Source organism: Methylobacterium sp. Gmos3 (assembly GCF_056430985.1).
This window is the reverse complement of sequence record NZ_JBWJYL010000003.1, coordinates 1-17,761: the sequence shown is the minus strand read 5'-3', so window position 1 is coordinate 17,761 and position 17,761 is coordinate 1. Positions and strand designations below refer to the sequence as shown.

Here is a 17,761-nt window from a genome sequence, read left to right as displayed (position 1 = left end):
GCGGAGCGGGCAGAGACTACCCGGTCGGCTTGGCCCGACGCGGGTCCGCGATGGAGCAGCCGTGGTCCATGATGTCCTCGGCGCTGGCCTGTCGTCCGCGATAGGCGAGCAGGATCAGCCCCGGTTCCGGGTCGTTGGGCCGGGTCGCCACCGCCGCGAAGGTGGTCCGCGTCAGGTCGCGGCGTCCTGGGAGCGTCGTGAGGGCGGCGAAGGGATTGAACGTCTCGAGATCGGCCGCGCGCACCCGCATCGCCTGGAAGCGGTCATAGGCCAGCGGCACCGGGAACGGCGCCCAGGTCCTGCCGACGGCGCGGCCGTGGGCGTCGAGGGCGTCGAGCACCTTCGGCCGCAGGCAATCGAGATGGATGTGCAGTTGATCCTGGCTGCGTCCGCGCGCCGAGTTCACCGCGAGGCCGATGTCGCCCTCCGGCACGTGTTTCGGGAGCGAATCCGTCACGAAATGCCGAGCCGCGAGTGCGGCTTTCCAATACGACACCCCGCGCGCGCCGCGCAGGGGTGAGGATTCGAGCCCCGATACCGTATCGGTCGGCATGACGACGATGTGCGTCGGCTCGCCCGGCGCCCGCAGCACCGCCGTGCCCGGCCGCTCGCCGCCACCGAGGTCGACGTCGAGGCAGGGGAAGGTGCGGTTGGCGAGCCGTTTGGCGAGCACGCAGGTCTTGAGCGCCATCCACAGCACGTCGCGGGTCGGGTCCGACCCAGCCGAGGCGGGGTAGGCGACGACCAGCCCGATCAACCCCGCCGTCAGCGCGATCCGCCGCCCGCGCCGCGGATCAGTGGTCATGCTCGTGGCTGTGCGAATGGCCGTGATCGTGGTGGTGATCATGCGTGTGCGCATGGTCATGGGAATGGCCGTGATCGTGGGCGTGATCGTGACCATGCGAATGGCCGTGATCGTGGTCATGATGATCGTGCCCATGCGCGTGGTCATGATGTTCGTGGCCATGGTCATGCCCGTGATGGTCATGCCCGTGATCGTGGCCGCAGGTGCTGTGGTCGTGCGCGGCCTTCTCCGGGCGGAAGGCGCGGGTCACCGGGGTCGCGAGGCAGCCCTGACCGCGCACCAGTTCGGCATTCGCCGGCGAGGCGGGGATGTGGAGAGCGTCGGTGCCGATCTCCGCGTCGACATGGTTGCCGCCGAGTTGCCATGCGAGGCGCATCAGCCGGGCCGGATTCTCGGCGCGCACTTCGAGGAGCGGTTCGGCCGCCGCCTTCACCACGACGAGGCGCCCGTCGTCCAGGCGCAGGGCGTCGCCGTCTTCCAGCGAACCGGCCTTGGGCAGCGCGACCTCGAAGGCGAGGCCGCCTGCGGCGGTGAGGCTCGACGGCAGGGCGGCCCTCGCGCCATGGTCGAGCTCGACCGTATCGGCGATGCGGTCGGCCCGCACGGCCGGGCGGCGGACGATCGTGGTGGCTTTCAGCATGGGAGCCTCGAAATCCGGCGGCAGCCCGGGCAGGCCGCCTTCCCGGTGGCATAGGGCGGGAGGATGACAGGACGCAACTGCCCCGTTCACAGTTCGGAACCTTGGCCGTAGGGATGGCGTTGTGTTCCTGCTAAGCTCGATTCGCAGCCAAAACGGCTAAAGCCAAAACGGATGCACAGGGGAGTTGTAGAGACATGAAGAAGACCATCGCGGCCGCCCTCGCCGGCCTTGCGGCGCTCTCGCTCGGCGCCTGCAACACGCCCGAGGACCGGGCTCTCGGCGGCGCGGGCCTCGGCGCGCTGGCCGGTGCGGCCATCGGCGGCGCGGCGACCGGCCGGGCCGGCGGCGCCCTGGCGGGTGCGGCCATCGGCGGCGCGGGTGGCGCCATCGTCGGCGCCTCGACCGCGCCGCGCTGCCCCTACGGCACCTACCGTGACGCCTACGGCAACGTGTACTGCCGCTAAATCCTGCTCGGCCGGGCGCCATCCCGGCCCTTCCACCCCGGGCGCCGCCGGTCTATCCGATGGCGGCCGGGGCCATCCCGGCGGATGACGCCATAGCCGCCCCATGAGTCACGACAGCCGGACGCCTTCGCCTCGCGCCTCCGGAATCTGGGGCAAGCTCGGCGGCGCCGGCATCGGGCTGGCGGTCGGAGGCCCCCTCGGCGGGCTGATCGGCGGCGTGGCCGGCCACTTCCTCGTCGACAGGGTCGGCGCGCCCTTCGGCCCGACCCCGCGCGACGTGATCTTCACCACCGGACTCGTGGCGCTGGCGGCCAAGATGGCCAAATCGGACGGCGTGGTCGCACCCTCCGAGGTCGAGGCCTTCGCCCGCGTGGTGCATGTCGAGCCCTCGGCCCAGGCCGGGGTGACGCGCCTGTTCGACCTCGCCAAGCGCACCACCGACGGCTACGAAGCCTATGCCCACCAGCTCGCGGCGACCTTCGGCGACGAGCCGGCCCTGCTGGAGGACGTGCTCGACGGCCTGTTCCAGATCGCAGGCGCGGACGGGGCGATCCACGCGGCCGAGGAGCGGTATCTGCGCGCCGTCTCGGCGATCTTCGGCTTCGACGAGGCCGCGTTCCGGCGCATCGCCGCGCGGCATGTCCGCCTAAAGGACGATCCCTACGAGGTGCTGGGCCTGGAGCGCAGCGCCGACGATGCGGCGGTGAAGGCCCGCCACCGGAGCCTCGTCTCCGAGCACCATCCCGACCGGGCGCTGGCCCGTGGCCTCCCCCCGGAGGCCGTGGCCATCGCCAGCCAGCGCCTCGCGGCGATCAACGCGGCCTACGATCTGGTCGCGGCGGAGCGGGGGTTACGGTAGGGCCGTCGCGGCGCACGACAGGGTGCGCACGGGATAGAGGGCCATGCGCCGGTCCTCGGTCATGAAGATCGCCTCCTCCGCGATGGCTTGCGCGACCAGCAGATGATCGAACGGGTCGCGGTGGGCCGGATCGACCGGCAACCGGTCGAGGCCGAGCAGATGCTCAACGGCGAGATCGAGACGCGAGAAGCCGCCCTCCTCCACGGCGGCGGTGATCGCGCGGATATCGGCCTGGAGCTTTCCGATGCGGGCCTTCAGCACGATCTCCCACAGGGAGACGATGCTGACGAGGACGTCGTTGCCTGGATCGGCGATCAGGTCCCGCGCAAAGTCACCGAGCGAGGGATCGTCGCTCAGCCACCACAGCAGGGCGTGAGTGTCGAGGAGAAGCTTCACTCCTCGCCTTCCATGGCCGCGACGACATCCGCCGGGAGGGTGTCGAAATCGGGCGCCAGAACGATCTGACCACGGAGGGCGCCGGGGCGGCGCGGCGGCCGGGCGGCGAGCGGCGGCGGCCGGATTTCGGCCAGCACCTCACCGTTCGACGTGACCAGAAAGGTCTCGCCGTCGCGGGCCTGCCGCAAATACCCGGAGAGGTGCTCGCGGAAGGCACGGATTCCCACTTGTTGCGACGGCACGGTTTGCTCCCAAAGTGTACGCACTATGCGTACACGAGGCTGGAGCGTCAATCGCGTCGCGCATCCATCGTGCTAAGGAGCCTCGCTCAGACGAGGTTTAGATGACCCTCACCCCCGACACCCCCCTCGCCCGCAAGGTGGCGCCCTCCCCGAACCAGGGGGACCGGCGAGGCCTGCGGCCGGACATGCTGATCCTGCACTACACCGGCATGGAGAGCGGCGCGGCGGCCCTGGCGCGGCTGCGCGATCCGATGAGCGAGGTCTCGGCGCATTACGTCGTGTTCGAGGATGGGGGCACGGTGCAGCTCGTGGCCGAGGGGGCGCGGGCGTGGCACGCGGGGGCCGGGGCCTGGAAGGGCGTCACCGACATCAACTCGCGCTCCATCGGCATCGAGATCGTCCATCCCGGCCATGTCGGCGGGTTGCCGCCCTATCCCGATGCGCAGATCGCGGCGGTGATCGCGCTGGGCCTCGACATCACGGGGCGCTGGGGTATCCCACGGGAGCGGGTGCTGGCCCATTCCGACGTCGCGCCGGAGCGCAAGGAAGATCCCGGCGAAACCTTTCCGTGGCTGCGCCTCGCGGAAGCCGGCCTCGGCCATTGCGTGCCGCCCGCGCCGCTGCGGGACGGGCGCTTCTTCGCAGAGGGCGATGCCGGCCAGCCGGTGGAGGCGCTGCAGGCGATGTTCGCTCTATACGGCTACGACCTGCCGGTGAACGGCACCTTCCACGCCCGGACGAAGGCGGTCGTCACCGCCTTCCAGCGCCATTTCCGGCAGGCGCGTGTGGATGGCGTCGCCGACAGCTCCACCATCACGACGCTCCGCGACCTGCTGGCGAGCCTGCCGGCCGCCTGAAGCTCAGGCGCGGTGCGCCCGCGCCTCGCCCTCCGGCAGGGCTGCCTGGGGCTCGGTCCTGGCCTCGCTGCGCGTGCGCCACAGGCTGTAGACGACGCCCCCGAGCAGCAGGACCAGCGTGACGACCAGCGACACCCACGGCGGGATCTCGATCAGCCCGAACGTGTCGGCCACCACGATCTTCGCGCCGATGAAGATCAGGATGAACGCGAGCGCGGTCTTCAGGTAGGCGAAGCGGTCCACCATCGCCGCGAGAGCGAAGTAGAGGGCGCGCAGGCCCAGGATCGCGAAGATGTTCGAGGTGTAGACCACGAAGGTGTCGGTGGTGATCGCGAAGATCGCCGGCACGCTGTCGACGGCGAAGATCACGTCCGCGCCGTTCACCAGCACCAACGCCAGGGCGAGGGGCGTGAACCACAAAGCCTTCCGGCCGGTCTTGGGATCGGCCTTGCGCACGGCGAATTTCTGGCCGTGCAGTTCCGGCGTCACGCGGAAGCGGCGGCGCATCCAGCAGACGATCTTGCTGTTGCCGAAGTCGCCCTGCTCCTCCTCGCCGGAGAACAGGATCTTGAGGCCGGCATAGATCAGGAAGGCCGCGAACGCCGACAGGATCCAATGCACTTGATGCACCAGGGCCGCGCCGAGGCCGATCATCAGCCCGCGCAGCAGCACCGCCGCGAGGATGCCCCACAGCAGCACCCGGTGCTGCGCCACGCGCGGCACGCCGAGCCCGGTGAGGATCATCGCGATGACGAAGACGTTGTCCATGGACAGCGACTTCTCGACCACGAGGCCGGTGACGTATTCCTCGGCCGGTTGCCAGCCGAGCTCCCACCAGATGAAACCGCCGAAGGCGAGGCCCAGCGTCAGGTAAAAGGCCGTGAGCCCGAGGCTCTCGCGCACGCCGATCTCGTGCTCCTTGTCCCGGTGCAGCAGGCCGAGATCGAAGGCGAGCAGGGACGCGATGAGGACGTGGAAGCCGAGCCACATCCAGAGCGGCTTGCCGAGCCATTCGACGTATAGGAAATCGACCATGGGCGGGACCTGATGCTCCTTCCGGGAGGAAAGCATCGACTCCGACATCACGGACGCCTCAAGGAGCGTCCGCCAGAGGGGCCCGCAGTCGATGGCCGCGACGTAAGAGGGGGAACGCGGCGAATCAAGGGCGCCCCCTCGCGCATCGGCAGTGCTTGACACGCAACCGCCCGACGCGCCTCTCGGCGCCATGGTGCAAGGATGCGACATCGCGGTGGTGGGCGGCGGCCCGGCCGGACTGGCGGCGGCGGAAATTCTGGCGGCGTCCGGCCGCACGGTCACGCTCTACGATAGGATGCCCTCCCTCGGGCGCAAACTGCTGATGGCCGGGCGCGGCGGGCTCAACCTCACGCATAGCGAGCCCCTGCCCGCCTTCCTCGCCCGCTATCACCCGCCGCAGAGCCTGACCGGGGCCGTCGAGGCCTTCCCGCCCGAGGCCCTGCGGCACTGGTGCGCAGGGCTTGGGCAGCCGACCTTCGTCGGGTCGAGCGGCCGGGTCTTCCCGGAGAGCTTCAAGGCCTCGCCGCTGCTGCGCGCCTGGCTCGCCCGTCTTGGCGAGCACGGCGTGGCGATCCGCACCCGCCATCGCCTCGTCGGCCTTGGCGACGGCGACCTGACCTTCGAGACACCGGAGGGCGACCTCACCGTGCGCCCCGCCGCGACCCTGCTGGCGCTCGGCGGGGCGAGCTGGCCACGTCTCGGCTCCGATGGAGCCTGGGTGCCGCTGCTCGCAGGGCTCGGCGTCGTGGTCTCGCCCCTGCGCCCGGCCAATGCGGGGTTCGCCTGCGCGTGGTCCGACATGTTTCGCGAGCGCCATGCCGGCACGCCGCTGAAGCGCATCGCCCTCACCTTCGACGGCCAAACGGTGCCCGGCGAAGCCATCGTGACGCGGACGGGCCTGGAGGGCGGGGCCGTCTACGCCCTGTCACGGCGCCTGCGCGAGGCGATCCTGGCGGAGGGCGCGGCGCGGCTCGTGGTGGATCTGCGCCCCGACCTCGGCGTCGAGGCGCTGGCGGCCCGGCTTTCCGGCGGGCGGAAGGGCGATTCCGCGTCGGCACGGCTGCGCAAGGCCGCCGGCCTGCCGCCCGTCGCCATCGGACTGATGCGGGAAGCGGCGGGCACCGCGCTGCCGGCCGAACCCGAAGCCCTCGCGCATCTGATCAAGGCGGCGCCACTCACCCTCACCGGCATGATGGGCCTCGAACGGGCGATCTCGACCGCCGGCGGCGTGGACCTGGGCGCCCTCGACGGCAACGCCATGCTGCGGGCGCGGCCCGGCCTGTTCCTGGCGGGCGAGATGCTCGATTGGGAGGCGCCGACCGGCGGCTACCTCCTGCAGGGCGCGATGGCCGGCGGCCGGGCGGCCGCCGGGGCAATGCTGCGCTGGCTCGCCGATCAGGGCTTGGCGCAGAAGCCGACGAGGCCGGTCGCCTCGGACGGGCAGGACGCCCCCTCCCCCTCGTAGGCCACGGTCCCGCCGCCGAGGCAGCGGGCGGCGACCATCACTTCGCCCTCGTCGCAGGTGGCGGTGCAGGCGCCACCGCACTCGGTCTTGCGCAGCACTCTAAAGGAGGAGGTCGCGGGCTTGCCGGGCTCGCCGCGCCCGCCGACGGGACCACGGGGTCCGGCAGGTCCCGCCTCGCCCTTCGGGCCGGGCAGACCCGGCGTGCCGGGCTCACCCTGCGGTCCGGCCGGTCCCTGCTCGCCGTGCGGACCCTGTTCGCCCTTCGGCCCTGCCTCGCCCTTCGCACCAGCGTCGCCTTTGGGCCCAGCGTCGCCCTTGGGTCCGGTCTCGCCCTTCTCCCCGGCGGGTCCGGGCGCACCCTGCGGCCCGGCGGGACCGGGGGCGCCCTCCGGCGCGCAATTGGCCACCACCGCCTCGCGCTCGTCCTCGCCGCTCTTCAGGGTCACGACGCAGGTCGAGGGCTTGTATGGCAGCTTGAACACGAACCGGCCGCGATTGTCGGCCTGGATCGAGATGTCGCCGTCCATCTCCACGATGGCGCCCGGCTTGCGCACCGAGCCCGACAGGCGAAGGTCGCCTGCCTCGATCCGCGCGTCGTAGACGTTGATCGGCTGGCTCGGCGCCTGCGGCCGGCGCGGCGGCGCGGTGCGGCGTACGGGGGCCGGCGCCCTCTGGCTCATGCCCGGATCCGTCGTCGCCGGCTGGGCGAAAACGGGGGCTGTCAGGCCCAACAGCAATGGCAGGACGAGGGCTGCGCGCATGCTCTTCCCGGATCTCCACCGCGCCGGTCGGGCGGCGGCGGACCTTGGCTGTGCCGCCCAGTATCGTCAATTGAAAACTCGGTAGTTCTACACCCCAGAGGTGCGCGACCGGCCCGAGGATCCGTCACTCCACCGTGACGGATTTCGCGAGGTTGCGGGGCTGGTCGACGTCTTTCCCCATCACGACGGCGACGTGATAGGCGAGGAGCTGCACCGGCACCGCGTAGACGATGGGCGCGACGACGGGATCGAGCGCCGGCATGGTGAAGGTCGCCATCGTGTCGAGCCCGTGCTCCGCCGCACCTTTCGCGTCGCCGATCAGCACGATGCGCCCGCCCCGCGCCGCGACTTCCTGCATGTTCGAGACGGTCTTCTCGAACACCGCGTCGTGCGGCGCGATGACGATGACCGGCACGCTCTCGTCGATGAGGGCGATCGGCCCGTGCTTCAGCTCGCCCGCGGCGTAGCCCTCGGCGTGGATGTAGCTGATTTCCTTGAGCTTCAGGGCGCCTTCCAGCGCCATCGGGTAGCTCGTGCCGCGCCCGAGGTAGAGGACGTCCCGCGCCTTCGCGACCTCGCGGGCCAGCCCCTCGATGTCCGGCTCCTGCGCCAGCGCCTCGGCCATCAGGCCCGGCGCCTTGATGAGCCCGTCGATCAGCCGCCGCTCGCCGGCCGCGTCGAGGGTGCCCCGCGCCCGGCCCGCCGCGATGGCGAGGCAGAGGAGCACGGTGAGCTGGCAGGAGAACGCCTTGGTCGAGGCCACGCCGATCTCCGGCCCGGCGAGCGTCGGCATCACCACGGAGGATTCCCGCGCGATGGTCGAGGTCGGCACGTTCACGACGCTGAGCGTGTGCTGGCCCTGGCTCTTGGCGTAGCGCAAGGAGGCCAGGGTGTCGGCGGTCTCGCCCGATTGCGAGATGACCAGCGTCAGCCCGTCCCGCTCCAGGGGCGCCTCGCGGTAGCGGGCCTCCGACGCGACATCGATCTCCACCGGCAGGCGAGCGATCTGCTCGAACCAGTAGCGGGCGACGAGGCCGGCATAGAAGGCCGTGCCGCAGGCGGTGATGTAGACGCGGCTGAGCTTGGCGAAGTCGAAGGGCAGCGCCTCCGGCAGGATCACCCGGCCCTCGGCCATGTCGACGTAATGGGCCAGCGTGCGGCCCACGACCTCCGGCTGCTCGTGGATCTCCTTCGCCATGAAGTGGCGGTACTCGCCCTTGTCGACCCGGAACGCCTGAGTGGCGATGGTCTGCCGGGGGCGCTCTACCACGGCGCCGGAAGCGTCGCGGAACTCGGCGCCCTCGCGGGTGAGGATCGCCCAATCGCCCTCGTCGAGATAGGCGATGGCGTCGGTGAAGGGCGCGAGCGCCAGGGCGTCCGAGCCGAGATAGGTCGCACCGTTCCCGTAGCCGACCGCGAGCGGCGCGCCGTGCCGGGCGCCGATCAGCAGGTTCTCCTGCCCCGCGAAGATGAAGCCGAGGGCGAAAGCCCCGCGCAGGCGCGGCAGGGCGGCGGCCACGGCCTCGACCGGGCCGGCGCCCCTGTCCATCAGGCGGCTCACGAGCTGGACGACGACCTCGGTGTCGGTGTCGCTCTCGAAGCGGATCCCGTCCGCCTCAAGCTCGGCCTTCAGCTCGCGAAAGTTCTCGATGATGCCGTTGTGCACGACGGCGAGTCGCTTGGTGGCATGGGGATGGGCGTTCACCTCGGTGGGGCGGCCATGGGTCGCCCAGCGGGTGTGGCCGATGCCGATCGTGCCGGTCAGCGGCTGTTCGGCGAGCTTGGCTTCGAGGTTGACGAGCTTGCCCGAGGCGCGGCGGCGCTGAAGGCTGCCGTGCTCCAGGGTGGCGATGCCGGCGGAATCGTAGCCCCGGTATTCGAGGCGGCGCAGCGCCTCGACCACCTGTCCCGCCACCGCGTCGCGCCCGACGATGCCGACGATGCCGCACATGATCCGTCTTCCATTCGAAAGGTCCGCCCGGCCGGGACCAGGCCCTTATATGCGGTCGAGGTTACCGCATCGCACCAGGCGGATCACTCGTATCGTTCCAGCGCCCATCCTCATCCTGAGGTGCCCGCGTCAGCGGGCCTCGAAGGAGGGCTCCAGAAGCCTCCGCGATCCCTGGAGCCCTCCTTCGAGGCGGCTTCGCCGCACCTCAGGATGAGGTTCAGGATGAGAGGCCTGCGATCCGATAGCGTTATTCCGCGTAGGTGTCGCCATCCCGCGTCAGCACCCGCTTGATGCTCTCCAAATGCAGGCGGGCACTCTCGGGGTCGCCCTCGCGCATCTGCGCGGCGGCGGCCTTGGCGATGGCCGGATCGACCGGCAGAAGGCGCCGGCCCGTGGAGAGGGCCTTCACCTGCACCTCGGCGGCGCGCTCCAGATAATAGAGGTCGTCCCAGGCTTCCGCGATGGTCGGGCCGGTGACCATCACCCCGTGGTTGCGCAGGAACACGAGGTCGGCGTCGCCCAGCGTCGCCGCGATGCGGTCGCCCTCGGCCTCGTCCAGGGCGAGGCCGTTATAGGCATCGTCCAACGCCGTGCGGCCGTAGAACTTCAGGGCCGTCTGCCCGGCATAGGCCAGGGGCTCGCCCTCGGTCATGCTCAGCGCCGTGGCGTAGGGCATGTGGGTGTGGAACGCCGCCCGGGCGCGCGGCACGTTCCGGTGCACGCGGGCATGGATGAAGAAGGCCGTGGCCTCGGGCTGGCCCTCCCCCTCCACCACCCGCCCGTGAAAGTCGCAGACGAGGAGGCTCGACGCCGTCACTTCGCAGAAGGCCAGCCCGTAGGGGTTCACGAGGAACAGGTCGTCCCGCCCCGGCACCATGGCCGAGAAGTGGTTGCAGATGCCCTCTTCCAGGCCGTAGCGCGCGGCCATGCGGAAGCAGGCGGCGAGGTCGATCCGCGCCTGACGCAGCGCCTCGCGGTCGATGGCGCCGAGGTCGGCCTTGCCGCCCTCCACCACGCGGAATTCATGAGCCATGTCGCATCTCCCCCTCGCCGGCCGCGCTCACCCGCCCTTGCGCCGCTCCTTGAGCGCCAGCAAGCGCTCGCGCATCTTCACGGCCCAGCCCGGCCGCACCTCCTGCCGGCCGCGCGCCACCGCCAGGGCGCCCTCCGGCACATCCTGCGTGATGACCGAGCCGGCCCCGACCAGGGCCCCGGCCCCGATGGTGACGGGGGCGACGAGGGCCGAGTTCGAGCCGATGAAGGCCCCCGCGCCGATGCTGGTGCGGTGCTTGAACACGCCGTCGTAATTGCAGGTGATGGTGCCCGCGCCGACATTGGCCTTCGCCCCCACCTCGGCATCGCCGAGATAGGTCAGGTGCGCGGCCTTGGCGCCCGGCCCCATGCGGGTGTTCTTGAGTTCCACGAAGTTGCCGATCTCGGCGCCCTGCTCCAGCACCGCGCCGCCGCGCATCCGCACGAACGGACCGACCTTCACCCCCGCCTCCAGGCGAACATCCGCCAGATGCGCGAAGGCCCGCACCGTGCAGCCATCGGCGACCGTCACGCCGGGGCCGAACACCACGTTCGGCTCCACGATCACGTCGCGGCCGAGCACCGTGTCGTGGCTGAAGAACACCGTCTCCGGCGCCACCAGGGTCGCGCCGCCCAGGAGCGCCGCCCGGCGCAGGCGGGACTGGACCACCGCCTCGGCGGCGGCGAGCTGCACCCGGTCGTTGACGCCCTGCGCCTCCGGCTCGTCCACGGGCACGACCGCGACGGTAAGGCCGTCGGCCACCGCCAGCGCCACCGCGTCGGGCAGGTAATATTCGCCGGCCGCGTTGTCGTTGCCGATCCGATCCAGCAGCGACAGGGCCTCCGCGCCGTTGAGCGCCATGAGCCCGGCATTGCACAGGCGCACCTGCCGCTCGGCGGGGCTCGCGTCCTTCTCCTCGCGGATCGCGACGACGCGCTCACCCTCGGTGAGCACCCGCCCGTAGCCGGTGGGGGTCTCGGTCTCGAAGGCGAGCACGGCGACGGAAGCGCCGGCGGCGAGCGGAGCGCGCAGGCGGGTGAAGGTCTCGGGCGTCACGAGGGGCGTGTCCCCGAAGGCGACGATCACGTCGTCGGCGAATTCCGAGAGCAGCGCGCGGGCCGCGAGCACGGCGTGCGCGGTGCCGAGCCGTTCCGCCTGGGCGAAGACGGCCGCGCCGGGCGCCTGCCGCTCGATCTCGGCGGCGACATCCGCCCGGCCGGGCTCGGCCACGACGCCGATCCGCGTCGCGCCGGCCTCACGCACGGCGGCGAGCACATGGCCGAGCATGGTCCGCCCGGCAACCTTGTGGAGCACCTTCGGCAGGTCGGAGCGCATCCGCGTTCCCTTGCCGGCGGCGAGGACGATGGCAGTCAGGCTGCGCGGCGAGGGAGAGGTCGTCATCACGGAGTCCGATCGGGGTCGCCGGGCTGAATGGGCCGAACCGGCCGTTCAGGCAAGCACCCGGACGGCCTGCGCCGAGCGCTCCCGCCGCCGCTCGATGGAGCTGGGGATGCGCAGGGATTCCCGGTACTTGGCCACGGTGCGGCGGGCGATGTCGACGCCCTCGTCTCGCAGCTTCTGCACCAGCGCGTCGTCCGACAGGACGTTGTCGGCAGTCTCGCCGTCCACGAGCTGCTTGATGCGGTGGCGCACCGCCTCGGAGGAATGGGCCGCCGCCCCCGCCGCGCCGGGGATGGCGGCGGTGAAGAAGTACTTCATCTCCAGCGTGCCCCGGCTGGTGCCGATGGCCTTGTTCGAGGTGACGCGCGAGACGGTCGATTCGTGCATCCCGATGGCCTCGGCCACCGTCTTCAGGTTGAGGGGCCGGAGGTGGGCGACGCCGTGGGCGAAGAACCCGTCCTGCTGGCGCACGATCTCGGTGGCGACCTTCAGGATCGTGCGGGCCCGCTGTTCCAGGCTGCGGGTGAGCCAGTTCGCGTTCTGCAAGGCCTCGGATAGGAAGGCCTTGTCGCCCTCGGCGCGGGCGGTGCGAGAGACGCGGGCGTAGTAGCTCTGGTTCACGAGCACGCGCGGCAGCGCCTCGCTGTTGAGCTCCACGAGCCAGGAGCCGTCCGGCGCGGCGCGGACGAACACGTCCGGCACCAGCACCTCCACGGCGCTCGATCCGAAGGCGCGGCCGGGCTTGGGGTCGAGGCGGCGGATCTCCGCCAGCATGTCCACGAGGTCTTCGTCGTTGACGCCGCAGAGGCGGCGGAGCGCCGCGAAGTCGCGCTTGGCCACGAGGTCGAGGCGCGAGACCAGGGCCTCCATCGCCGGATCGAAGCGGTTGTTTTCCCGCAACTGGATGCTCAAGCATTCCGCGAGATCGCGCGCGGCGACGCCGGCCGGGTCGAAGCCCTGCACCAGGGTGAGAACCTTCGTCACCAGGGACGGCGCGGCCGCGAGCCGTTCGGCCACGGCTTCAACCGTCTCGCGCAGGTAGCCGGCCTCGTCCACGGCATCGATGAGGAAGCCGCCGATCAGCCGCTCGATGGGATCGCGGGTGGCGAGATCGAGCTGCGCGGCCAAGTGCTCGCGCAGGCTCACCTCCGAGGTCAGCGTCGCCTCGAAATCGGGCGCCTCCGCGTCGAAGCTGCCGCCGGTGCTGCCATAGGGTGCGGGCGTGAGGCTCAGCATGTCGCCGGCCTCCGATTCGCGGATGCGGGTGGGGGTCTCGTCCTGGAAGACGTTGTCGAGGCGGGTGTCGATCTCGCCCTCGATCTCGCCGCGCCCGGGGTTCAGTTCCGGCGCGAGCCAGGTTTCCGACTCGCCACCGTCGAACCCATCGTCGCCCGCATGATCGTCCGAGGCGGCGGGCGCCTCGGGGGAGTCCTGCCCGCCCGGCGGCTCGGCCTCGGCGCGCTCCAGGAGCGGGTTGCGCTCAAGCTCCGCATCGACATAGGCGGCGAGATCGAGATGGGAGAGCTGCAGGAGCTTGATCGCCTGCAGGAGCTGAGGCGTCATGACCAGGGCTTGGCCCTGTCGCACCTCCAGCCTTTGCAGCAAACTCATAACAGGCCCCGATTGCGCACAGTTCGGATTGTCCGGGCGCTGGTGCCCGGCACGGTTCTTGCTTGTTCGTTCTGCCCGATCTTTAGACCGAATGCCGCGGCGCGTCAAAGCCGGGCATTCGCGCGTCCCATGCCGAGATCGGGGCGGGTTCGCACTCTGGCGTTCCGCGCTTAAGGAAGCTTTGAACGGCATGAGGCGGGAGAGGCGGCCCTGCCGTCAAGCCTCTCAGCTTGTTGCCAAACCGCATCCGGTGTAAGACGCGGGCCATCCCGAGAGAATTCGTTCCGCGAAGGAGCCGTCAGGCATGGCGCGCGTCACCGTCGAAGATTGCATCGAAAAGGTCGAGAACCGGTTCGAGCTCGTCCTCCTGGCGAGCCACCGCGCTCGCCTGCTGGCCGCCGGCGCGCCGCTGACGGTGGACCGCGACCGCGACAAGAATCCGGTCGTCGCCCTGCGCGAGATCGGTGACGGCACCATCACCTCCGAGGATCTGAAGGAGCAGTTGATCCACTCGCTCCAGAAGTACGTCGAGGTGGACGAGCCGGAGGCCGAGACCGTGCCGCTCCTGTCGAGCTCGCCGGCCGCCGCCGCCCACGCGCCGCAATCGTCCAGCGACGATGCCGGCGTGCAGTTCGACCGCATGAGCGAGGAAGACCTCCTGCGCGGCCTGGAAAACCTCGCCCCGCCGGTCGAAACCGACGAAGAGGCCGAGTAAGGCCGGCAGTCGGGGGCGATTCGCCCCCGGCGCAAAGAAAAAAGCGGTTGATGCGCCGATTGCGGCGCCTTGCCTCTGGTGTCCGCCGCCGCATTGCGGGAGACTTTCCCCCGAGGCGGCGGCGCGTACAGCGTTCAGGAGGCACCGATTTCCCGGCGGATCATGCGCCAGTACGAACTCGTCGAGCGGGTCAAGCGCTACAATCCCGCCGCCGACGAGGATCTGCTCAACCGCGCCTACGTCTATGCGATGCAGGCCCACGGCACCCAGAAGCGGGCCTCGGGCGATCCGTTCTTCGCCCATCCCCTCGAAGTCGCCGCGATCCTCACCGATCTGCATCTCGACGACGCGACGATCATCGCCGCCGTCCTGCACGACACGGTCGAGGACACCGAAGCCACGCTGGATGAGATCCGCCGCCTGTTCGGCGACGAGATCGGCGCCCTGGTCGACGGGCTGACCAAGCTTAAGCGGCTCGACCTCGTCTCGAAACAGGCCGCCCAGGGCGAGAACTTCCGCAAGCTGCTGCTCGCCGTCGCGGCGGATGTGCGCGTACTCCTCGTGAAGCTCGCCGACCGTTTGCACAACATGCGAACCCTGGAGCACATGCGCGACGACAAGCGTCGCCGCATCGCCCAGGAAACGCTGGACATCTACGCGCCGCTCGCCGCCCGCATGGGCATGCAGGAGCTGCGCGAGGAACTGGAAGACCTCGGCTTCCGCTTCCTCGAACCGGAGATCTACGCCACCATCACCGAGCGTCTGTCCCGGCTGACGGCCAAGTCCGGCCGGATGGTCGAGGACATCGAGAAGGTGCTGTCGGAAAAACTCTCGGCCCGCGGCATCGAGGCGGAGGTGACGGGGCGGCAGAAGCGGCCCTATTCGATCTGGGCGAAGATGGAGCGCAAGTCGCTCGCCTTCGAACAGCTGTCCGACATCTTCGGCTTCCGGGTGATCGTGAAGGCCCTGGAGGATTGCTACGCGGCGCTGGGCGTCGTCCACACCAGCTGGCCGATGGTACCGGGGCGCTACAAGGACTACATCTCGACCCCGAAGCAGAACGATTACCGCTCGATCCACACCACGGTGATCGGCCCCAAGAGCCAGCGCGTCGAACTGCAGATCCGCACCCAGGCGATGGACGACATCGCCGAATACGGCATCGCCGCCCACGCCCATTACAAGGACGTGAGCGGGCGGGACACCGTCGGCAGCGTCCACCCGAAGCTCGCCACCGAGAGCGGCGCCTACCAATGGCTGCGCCGCACCATCGAATTGCTCGCCGAGGGCGACAGCCCGGAAGAGTTCCTGGAGCACACCAAGCTCGAACTCTTCCAGGATCAGGTGTTCTGCTTCACCCCGAAGGGCCGACTCATCGCCCTGCCCCGGGGCGCGACGCCGATCGACTTCGCCTACGCCGTTCACACGGATGTCGGCAACTCGGCGGTGGGCGCCAAGATCAACGGCCGCATGGTGCCGCTGCTGCACGAACTCTCGAACGGCGACGAGGTCGAGATCAGCCGCTCGGACGGCGCCTCCCCGCCCGCCGCCTGGGAATCCCTGGTGGTGACGGGCAAGGCGCGCTCGGCGATCCGCCGGGCGACCCGCGCGGCGGTGCGGCGGCAATATGCCGGCCTCGGCAAGCAGATCCTGGAGCGGGCCTTTGAGCGCGCGGCCAAGAGCTTCTCCGAGGACAAGTTGCGCGGCGCCCTGCCTCGCCTCGCCCGGTCCTCCACGGAGGACGTGTTCGCCGCCGTGGGGCGCGGCGAGATGTTCTCCGGCGACGTCGTGCGCGCGGTCTATCCCGACCACCGGGAGGAACGCCGCCCCTCGGCCGGGCAGCCTGGCGCCACCGGCGCGGGACGGCTCGTCCGCTCCCCCGACCAGACCATGCGCCTGACCTTCAACGGCAGCGGCGAAGCCTCGCCGGACGCGATCCCGATCCGGGGCCTCGCGGGCGACCTGCCCGTCACCTTCGCGCCCAACGGCGGCGCCGTGCCGGGAGACCGGATCGTCGGCATCCTTACCCCCGGTGTCGGCGTGACGGTTTACCCGATCCAGTCGGCGGCGCTCGCGGCCTTCGACAACGAGCCGGAACGCTGGCTCGACGTCCGCTGGGATACCGACGCATCGAGCGGCGAGCGCTTCCCGGCGCGACTCTCGCTGCAATCGATCAACGAGCCCGGTGTGTTCGCCCAGATCGCCCAAGTCATCGCGGACCATGACGGCAACATCGACAACATTTCGATGAAGCGCCGCACCCAGGATTTCACCGACATCACCCTCGACCTGTCGGTGTGGGATCTCCAGCACCTGAACGCCATCGTGGCGGAGCTGCGCAGCAAGCGGCCGGTGAGCAGCGTCCAGCGCGTCAACGGATGAAGGACACCTCAGAGTCTGGCCGGGAGGGTCGCGTCCGCGTCCGTCATTGCGAGGAACGAAGCAATCCAGGGACGCTCCACGGTCGGAAGCGACTCGCCCGCCCCTGGATTGCTTCGCTCACGCTCGCAAAGACGGTGAGGCGTGAGGCGCCGTTGCGACTTTCCAGCCAGGCTCTCAGGTTGACGAAAGCACCATCCTCGGACGCGTAGGCCCGACCGCCTTGACACCGGGGCATGGCTCCGCGATCTTTATTGCGCCTCGACTTGGGCGGTGTGCAACGAAGATACAGTTTACATCATTGTTTCTTGAAACTCGATTTTTAATGAAACATTAGCCGTATCCTGTTTGCGCATCCTGATTTATTTTTACTATTGGTATTTGGAAAGATATAAATGTCATCCGATCAACGGTGCGCCATCTTCATCGATGGCGCCAATCTCTATGCGACCACCAAGGCACTCGGCTTCGACATCGACTATCGGAAGTTGCTCAAGGACTTCCAGTCGCGCGAGAATCTGATCCGGGCCTTTTACTATACGGCCATGATCGAGGATCAGGAATACTCCTCGATCCGGCCGCTGGTCGATTGGCTGGACTACAACGGCTACCGCGTGGTGACGAAGCCGGTGCGGGAATTCACGGATTCCGCCGGGCGCCGCCGCTTCAAGGGCAACATGGACATCGAGCTGGCGATCGACGCCCTCGAACTCGCTCCGCGCCTCGACCACATGGTGCTGTTCTCGGGCGACGGTGATTTCCGCTCGCTGGTCGAGGCGATGCAGCGCCGGGGCGTGCGCGTCACAGTGATCTCCACGATCCAGACGCAGCCGGCGATGATCTCCGACGAGTTGCGGCGGCAGGCGGACGAGTTCGTGGACCTGTCGACCCTCGCCTCGCGGATCGGCCGCGAGCCCACCGAGCGCGCCCCGCGCCCCACGGGCGAGACGCCGACCCGCCACCGCGCCGAATCGCGCCCGAACCTCGAGAACCGCTACGGCATCCGCCAGCCGGAGGACGACGCCTAGAGCGGTTTCGGTTTGATCCGGATCACCTGCTTCACCGTCTTTGCGAGCGACAGCGAAGCAATCCAGGGCAGCGGGACCTGAACGGATGTGGCGGATCCCTGGATTGCTTCGCTTCGCTC

General features: G+C 69.9%; 17 protein-coding genes. 7 read left to right on the top strand and 10 right to left on the bottom strand.

What is annotated here, in order from left to right; translation table 11 throughout:
- Positions 1-16 precede the first annotated feature (16 nt).
- On the bottom strand, positions 17-805 hold the full coding sequence (locus tag ACS5Q7_RS06370; protein WP_478338581.1) for a CDP-diacylglycerol diphosphatase: 789 nt from the start codon (positions 803-805) through the stop codon (positions 17-19).
- On the bottom strand, positions 795-1,445 hold the full coding sequence (locus tag ACS5Q7_RS06365; protein ID WP_478338580.1) for an urease accessory protein UreE: 651 nt from the start codon (positions 1,443-1,445) through the stop codon (positions 795-797). Before ACS5Q7_RS06365 ends, ACS5Q7_RS06370 begins: the two co-directional genes overlap by 11 nt.
- A gap of 194 nt (positions 1,446-1,639) precedes the next feature.
- On the opposite strand from ACS5Q7_RS06365, the gene ACS5Q7_RS06360 reads away from it, so the two are divergent.
- Together ACS5Q7_RS06360 and ACS5Q7_RS06355 are read left to right on the top strand one after the other, a co-directional pair.
- The gene (locus tag ACS5Q7_RS06360; RefSeq protein WP_243958803.1) at positions 1,640-1,909 is read left to right on the top strand and encodes a hypothetical protein; all 270 of its coding nucleotides are present in this window, start codon (positions 1,640-1,642) and stop codon (positions 1,907-1,909) included.
- Between the two features lie 103 nt (positions 1,910-2,012).
- Complete coding sequence (locus tag ACS5Q7_RS06355) at positions 2,013-2,768, top strand: TerB family tellurite resistance protein (RefSeq protein WP_478338579.1); 756 nt, start codon at positions 2,013-2,015, stop codon at positions 2,766-2,768.
- Here the strand turns inward: ACS5Q7_RS06355 and ACS5Q7_RS06350 are convergent.
- Positions 2,760-3,164 carry a type II toxin-antitoxin system VapC family toxin gene (locus tag ACS5Q7_RS06350; protein ID WP_478338578.1) on the bottom strand — a complete coding sequence of 135 codons (405 nt, stop codon included), beginning with the start codon at positions 3,162-3,164 and terminating at the stop codon, positions 2,760-2,762. The genes ACS5Q7_RS06355 and ACS5Q7_RS06350 overlap by 9 nt on opposite strands.
- Positions 3,161-3,406, bottom strand: a complete 246-nt coding sequence (locus ACS5Q7_RS06345) for a type II toxin-antitoxin system Phd/YefM family antitoxin (protein ID WP_478338577.1) — start codon at positions 3,404-3,406, stop codon at positions 3,161-3,163. The genes ACS5Q7_RS06350 and ACS5Q7_RS06345 overlap by 4 nt, the downstream gene beginning before the upstream one ends.
- Before the next feature lie 101 nt (positions 3,407-3,507).
- Between ACS5Q7_RS06345 and ACS5Q7_RS06340 the strand changes: the two genes are divergently transcribed.
- Positions 3,508-4,263, top strand: a complete 756-nt coding sequence (locus ACS5Q7_RS06340; protein ID WP_478338576.1) for an N-acetylmuramoyl-L-alanine amidase — start codon at positions 3,508-3,510, stop codon at positions 4,261-4,263.
- Positions 4,264-4,266: 3 nt separating this feature from the next.
- Here ACS5Q7_RS06340 and ACS5Q7_RS06335 read toward each other — a convergent pair whose 3' ends face one another.
- Entirely contained in the window at positions 4,267-5,298 is a 1,032-nt protein-coding gene (locus ACS5Q7_RS06335; RefSeq protein WP_478338575.1) for a TerC family protein, read from the bottom strand.
- 190 nt (positions 5,299-5,488) lie between these two features.
- Here ACS5Q7_RS06335 and ACS5Q7_RS06330 point away from each other — a divergent pair, with 190 nt between their 5' ends.
- Positions 5,489-6,763 carry a TIGR03862 family flavoprotein gene (locus ACS5Q7_RS06330; protein ID WP_478338574.1) on the top strand — a complete coding sequence of 425 codons (1,275 nt, stop codon included), beginning with the start codon at positions 5,489-5,491 and terminating at the stop codon, positions 6,761-6,763.
- Here ACS5Q7_RS06330 and ACS5Q7_RS06325 read toward each other — a convergent pair.
- From ACS5Q7_RS06325 to rpoN, 5 genes are all read right to left on the bottom strand, one after another.
- The gene (locus ACS5Q7_RS06325) at positions 6,694-7,443 is read right to left on the bottom strand and encodes a collagen-like protein (protein WP_478338573.1); all 750 of its coding nucleotides are present in this window, start codon (positions 7,441-7,443) and stop codon (positions 6,694-6,696) included. The two genes, ACS5Q7_RS06330 and ACS5Q7_RS06325, sit on opposite strands and share 70 nt — an antisense overlap.
- 205 nt (positions 7,444-7,648) lie before the next feature.
- Positions 7,649-9,475, bottom strand: a complete 1,827-nt coding sequence (gene glmS, locus ACS5Q7_RS06320) for a glutamine--fructose-6-phosphate transaminase (isomerizing) (RefSeq protein WP_478338572.1) — start codon at positions 9,473-9,475, stop codon at positions 7,649-7,651.
- 247 nt (positions 9,476-9,722) lie between these two features.
- Positions 9,723-10,508 (bottom strand): aldolase, encoded by a 786-nt coding sequence (locus ACS5Q7_RS06315; RefSeq protein WP_478338571.1) that lies wholly within the window; start codon positions 10,506-10,508, stop codon positions 9,723-9,725.
- 27 nt (positions 10,509-10,535) lie between these two features.
- Positions 10,536-11,909 carry a bifunctional UDP-N-acetylglucosamine diphosphorylase/glucosamine-1-phosphate N-acetyltransferase GlmU gene (glmU, locus tag ACS5Q7_RS06310; RefSeq protein WP_478338570.1) on the bottom strand — a complete coding sequence of 458 codons (1,374 nt, stop codon included), beginning with the start codon at positions 11,907-11,909 and terminating at the stop codon, positions 10,536-10,538.
- A 48-nt stretch (positions 11,910-11,957) separates the two neighbouring features.
- Positions 11,958-13,520: an RNA polymerase factor sigma-54 gene (gene rpoN, locus ACS5Q7_RS06305; protein ID WP_478338569.1), complete on the bottom strand. Its 1,563-nt coding sequence runs from the start codon at positions 13,518-13,520 to the stop codon at positions 11,958-11,960.
- Positions 13,521-13,824: 304 nt separating this feature from the next.
- Between rpoN and rpoZ the strand changes: the two genes are divergently transcribed.
- From rpoZ to ACS5Q7_RS06290, 3 genes are all read left to right on the top strand, one after another.
- Positions 13,825-14,235 carry a DNA-directed RNA polymerase subunit omega gene (rpoZ, locus tag ACS5Q7_RS06300; protein WP_478338568.1) on the top strand — a complete coding sequence of 137 codons (411 nt, stop codon included), beginning with the start codon at positions 13,825-13,827 and terminating at the stop codon, positions 14,233-14,235.
- Positions 14,236-14,394: 159 nt separating this feature from the next.
- Complete coding sequence (locus ACS5Q7_RS06295) at positions 14,395-16,617, top strand: RelA/SpoT family protein (protein ID WP_478338956.1); 2,223 nt, start codon at positions 14,395-14,397, stop codon at positions 16,615-16,617.
- A gap of 392 nt (positions 16,618-17,009) precedes the next feature.
- A complete protein-coding gene (locus ACS5Q7_RS06290; protein ID WP_478338567.1) occupies positions 17,010-17,642 on the top strand; it encodes a LabA-like NYN domain-containing protein in 633 nt (210 codons plus the stop codon).
- The last annotated feature ends 119 nt before the right edge of the window (positions 17,643-17,761 follow it).

Coding starts and splice junctions, on each gene's coding strand:
- ACS5Q7_RS06370 (WP_478338581.1), bottom strand. CDS start 805: ATGACCACTGATCCGCGGCGCGGGCGGCGGATCGCGCTGACGGCGGGG.
- ACS5Q7_RS06365 (WP_478338580.1), bottom strand. CDS start 1,445: ATGCTGAAAGCCACCACGATCGTCCGCCGCCCGGCCGTGCGGGCCGAC.
- ACS5Q7_RS06360 (WP_243958803.1), top strand. CDS start 1,640: ATGAAGAAGACCATCGCGGCCGCCCTCGCCGGCCTTGCGGCGCTCTCG.
- ACS5Q7_RS06355 (WP_478338579.1), top strand. CDS start 2,013: ATGAGTCACGACAGCCGGACGCCTTCGCCTCGCGCCTCCGGAATCTGG.
- ACS5Q7_RS06340 (WP_478338576.1), top strand. CDS start 3,508: ATGACCCTCACCCCCGACACCCCCCTCGCCCGCAAGGTGGCGCCCTCC.
- ACS5Q7_RS06335 (WP_478338575.1), bottom strand. CDS start 5,298: ATGGTCGATTTCCTATACGTCGAATGGCTCGGCAAGCCGCTCTGGATG.
- ACS5Q7_RS06330 (WP_478338574.1), top strand. CDS start 5,489: ATGGTGCAAGGATGCGACATCGCGGTGGTGGGCGGCGGCCCGGCCGGA.
- ACS5Q7_RS06325 (WP_478338573.1), bottom strand. CDS start 7,443: ATGAGCCAGAGGGCGCCGGCCCCCGTACGCCGCACCGCGCCGCCGCGC.
- glmS (WP_478338572.1), bottom strand. CDS start 9,475: ATGTGCGGCATCGTCGGCATCGTCGGGCGCGACGCGGTGGCGGGACAG.
- ACS5Q7_RS06315 (WP_478338571.1), bottom strand. CDS start 10,508: ATGGCTCATGAATTCCGCGTGGTGGAGGGCGGCAAGGCCGACCTCGGC.
- glmU (WP_478338570.1), bottom strand. CDS start 11,909: ATGACGACCTCTCCCTCGCCGCGCAGCCTGACTGCCATCGTCCTCGCC.
- rpoN (WP_478338569.1), bottom strand. CDS start 13,520: ATGAGTTTGCTGCAAAGGCTGGAGGTGCGACAGGGCCAAGCCCTGGTC.
- rpoZ (WP_478338568.1), top strand. CDS start 13,825: ATGGCGCGCGTCACCGTCGAAGATTGCATCGAAAAGGTCGAGAACCGG.
- ACS5Q7_RS06290 (WP_478338567.1), top strand. CDS start 17,010: ATGTCATCCGATCAACGGTGCGCCATCTTCATCGATGGCGCCAATCTC.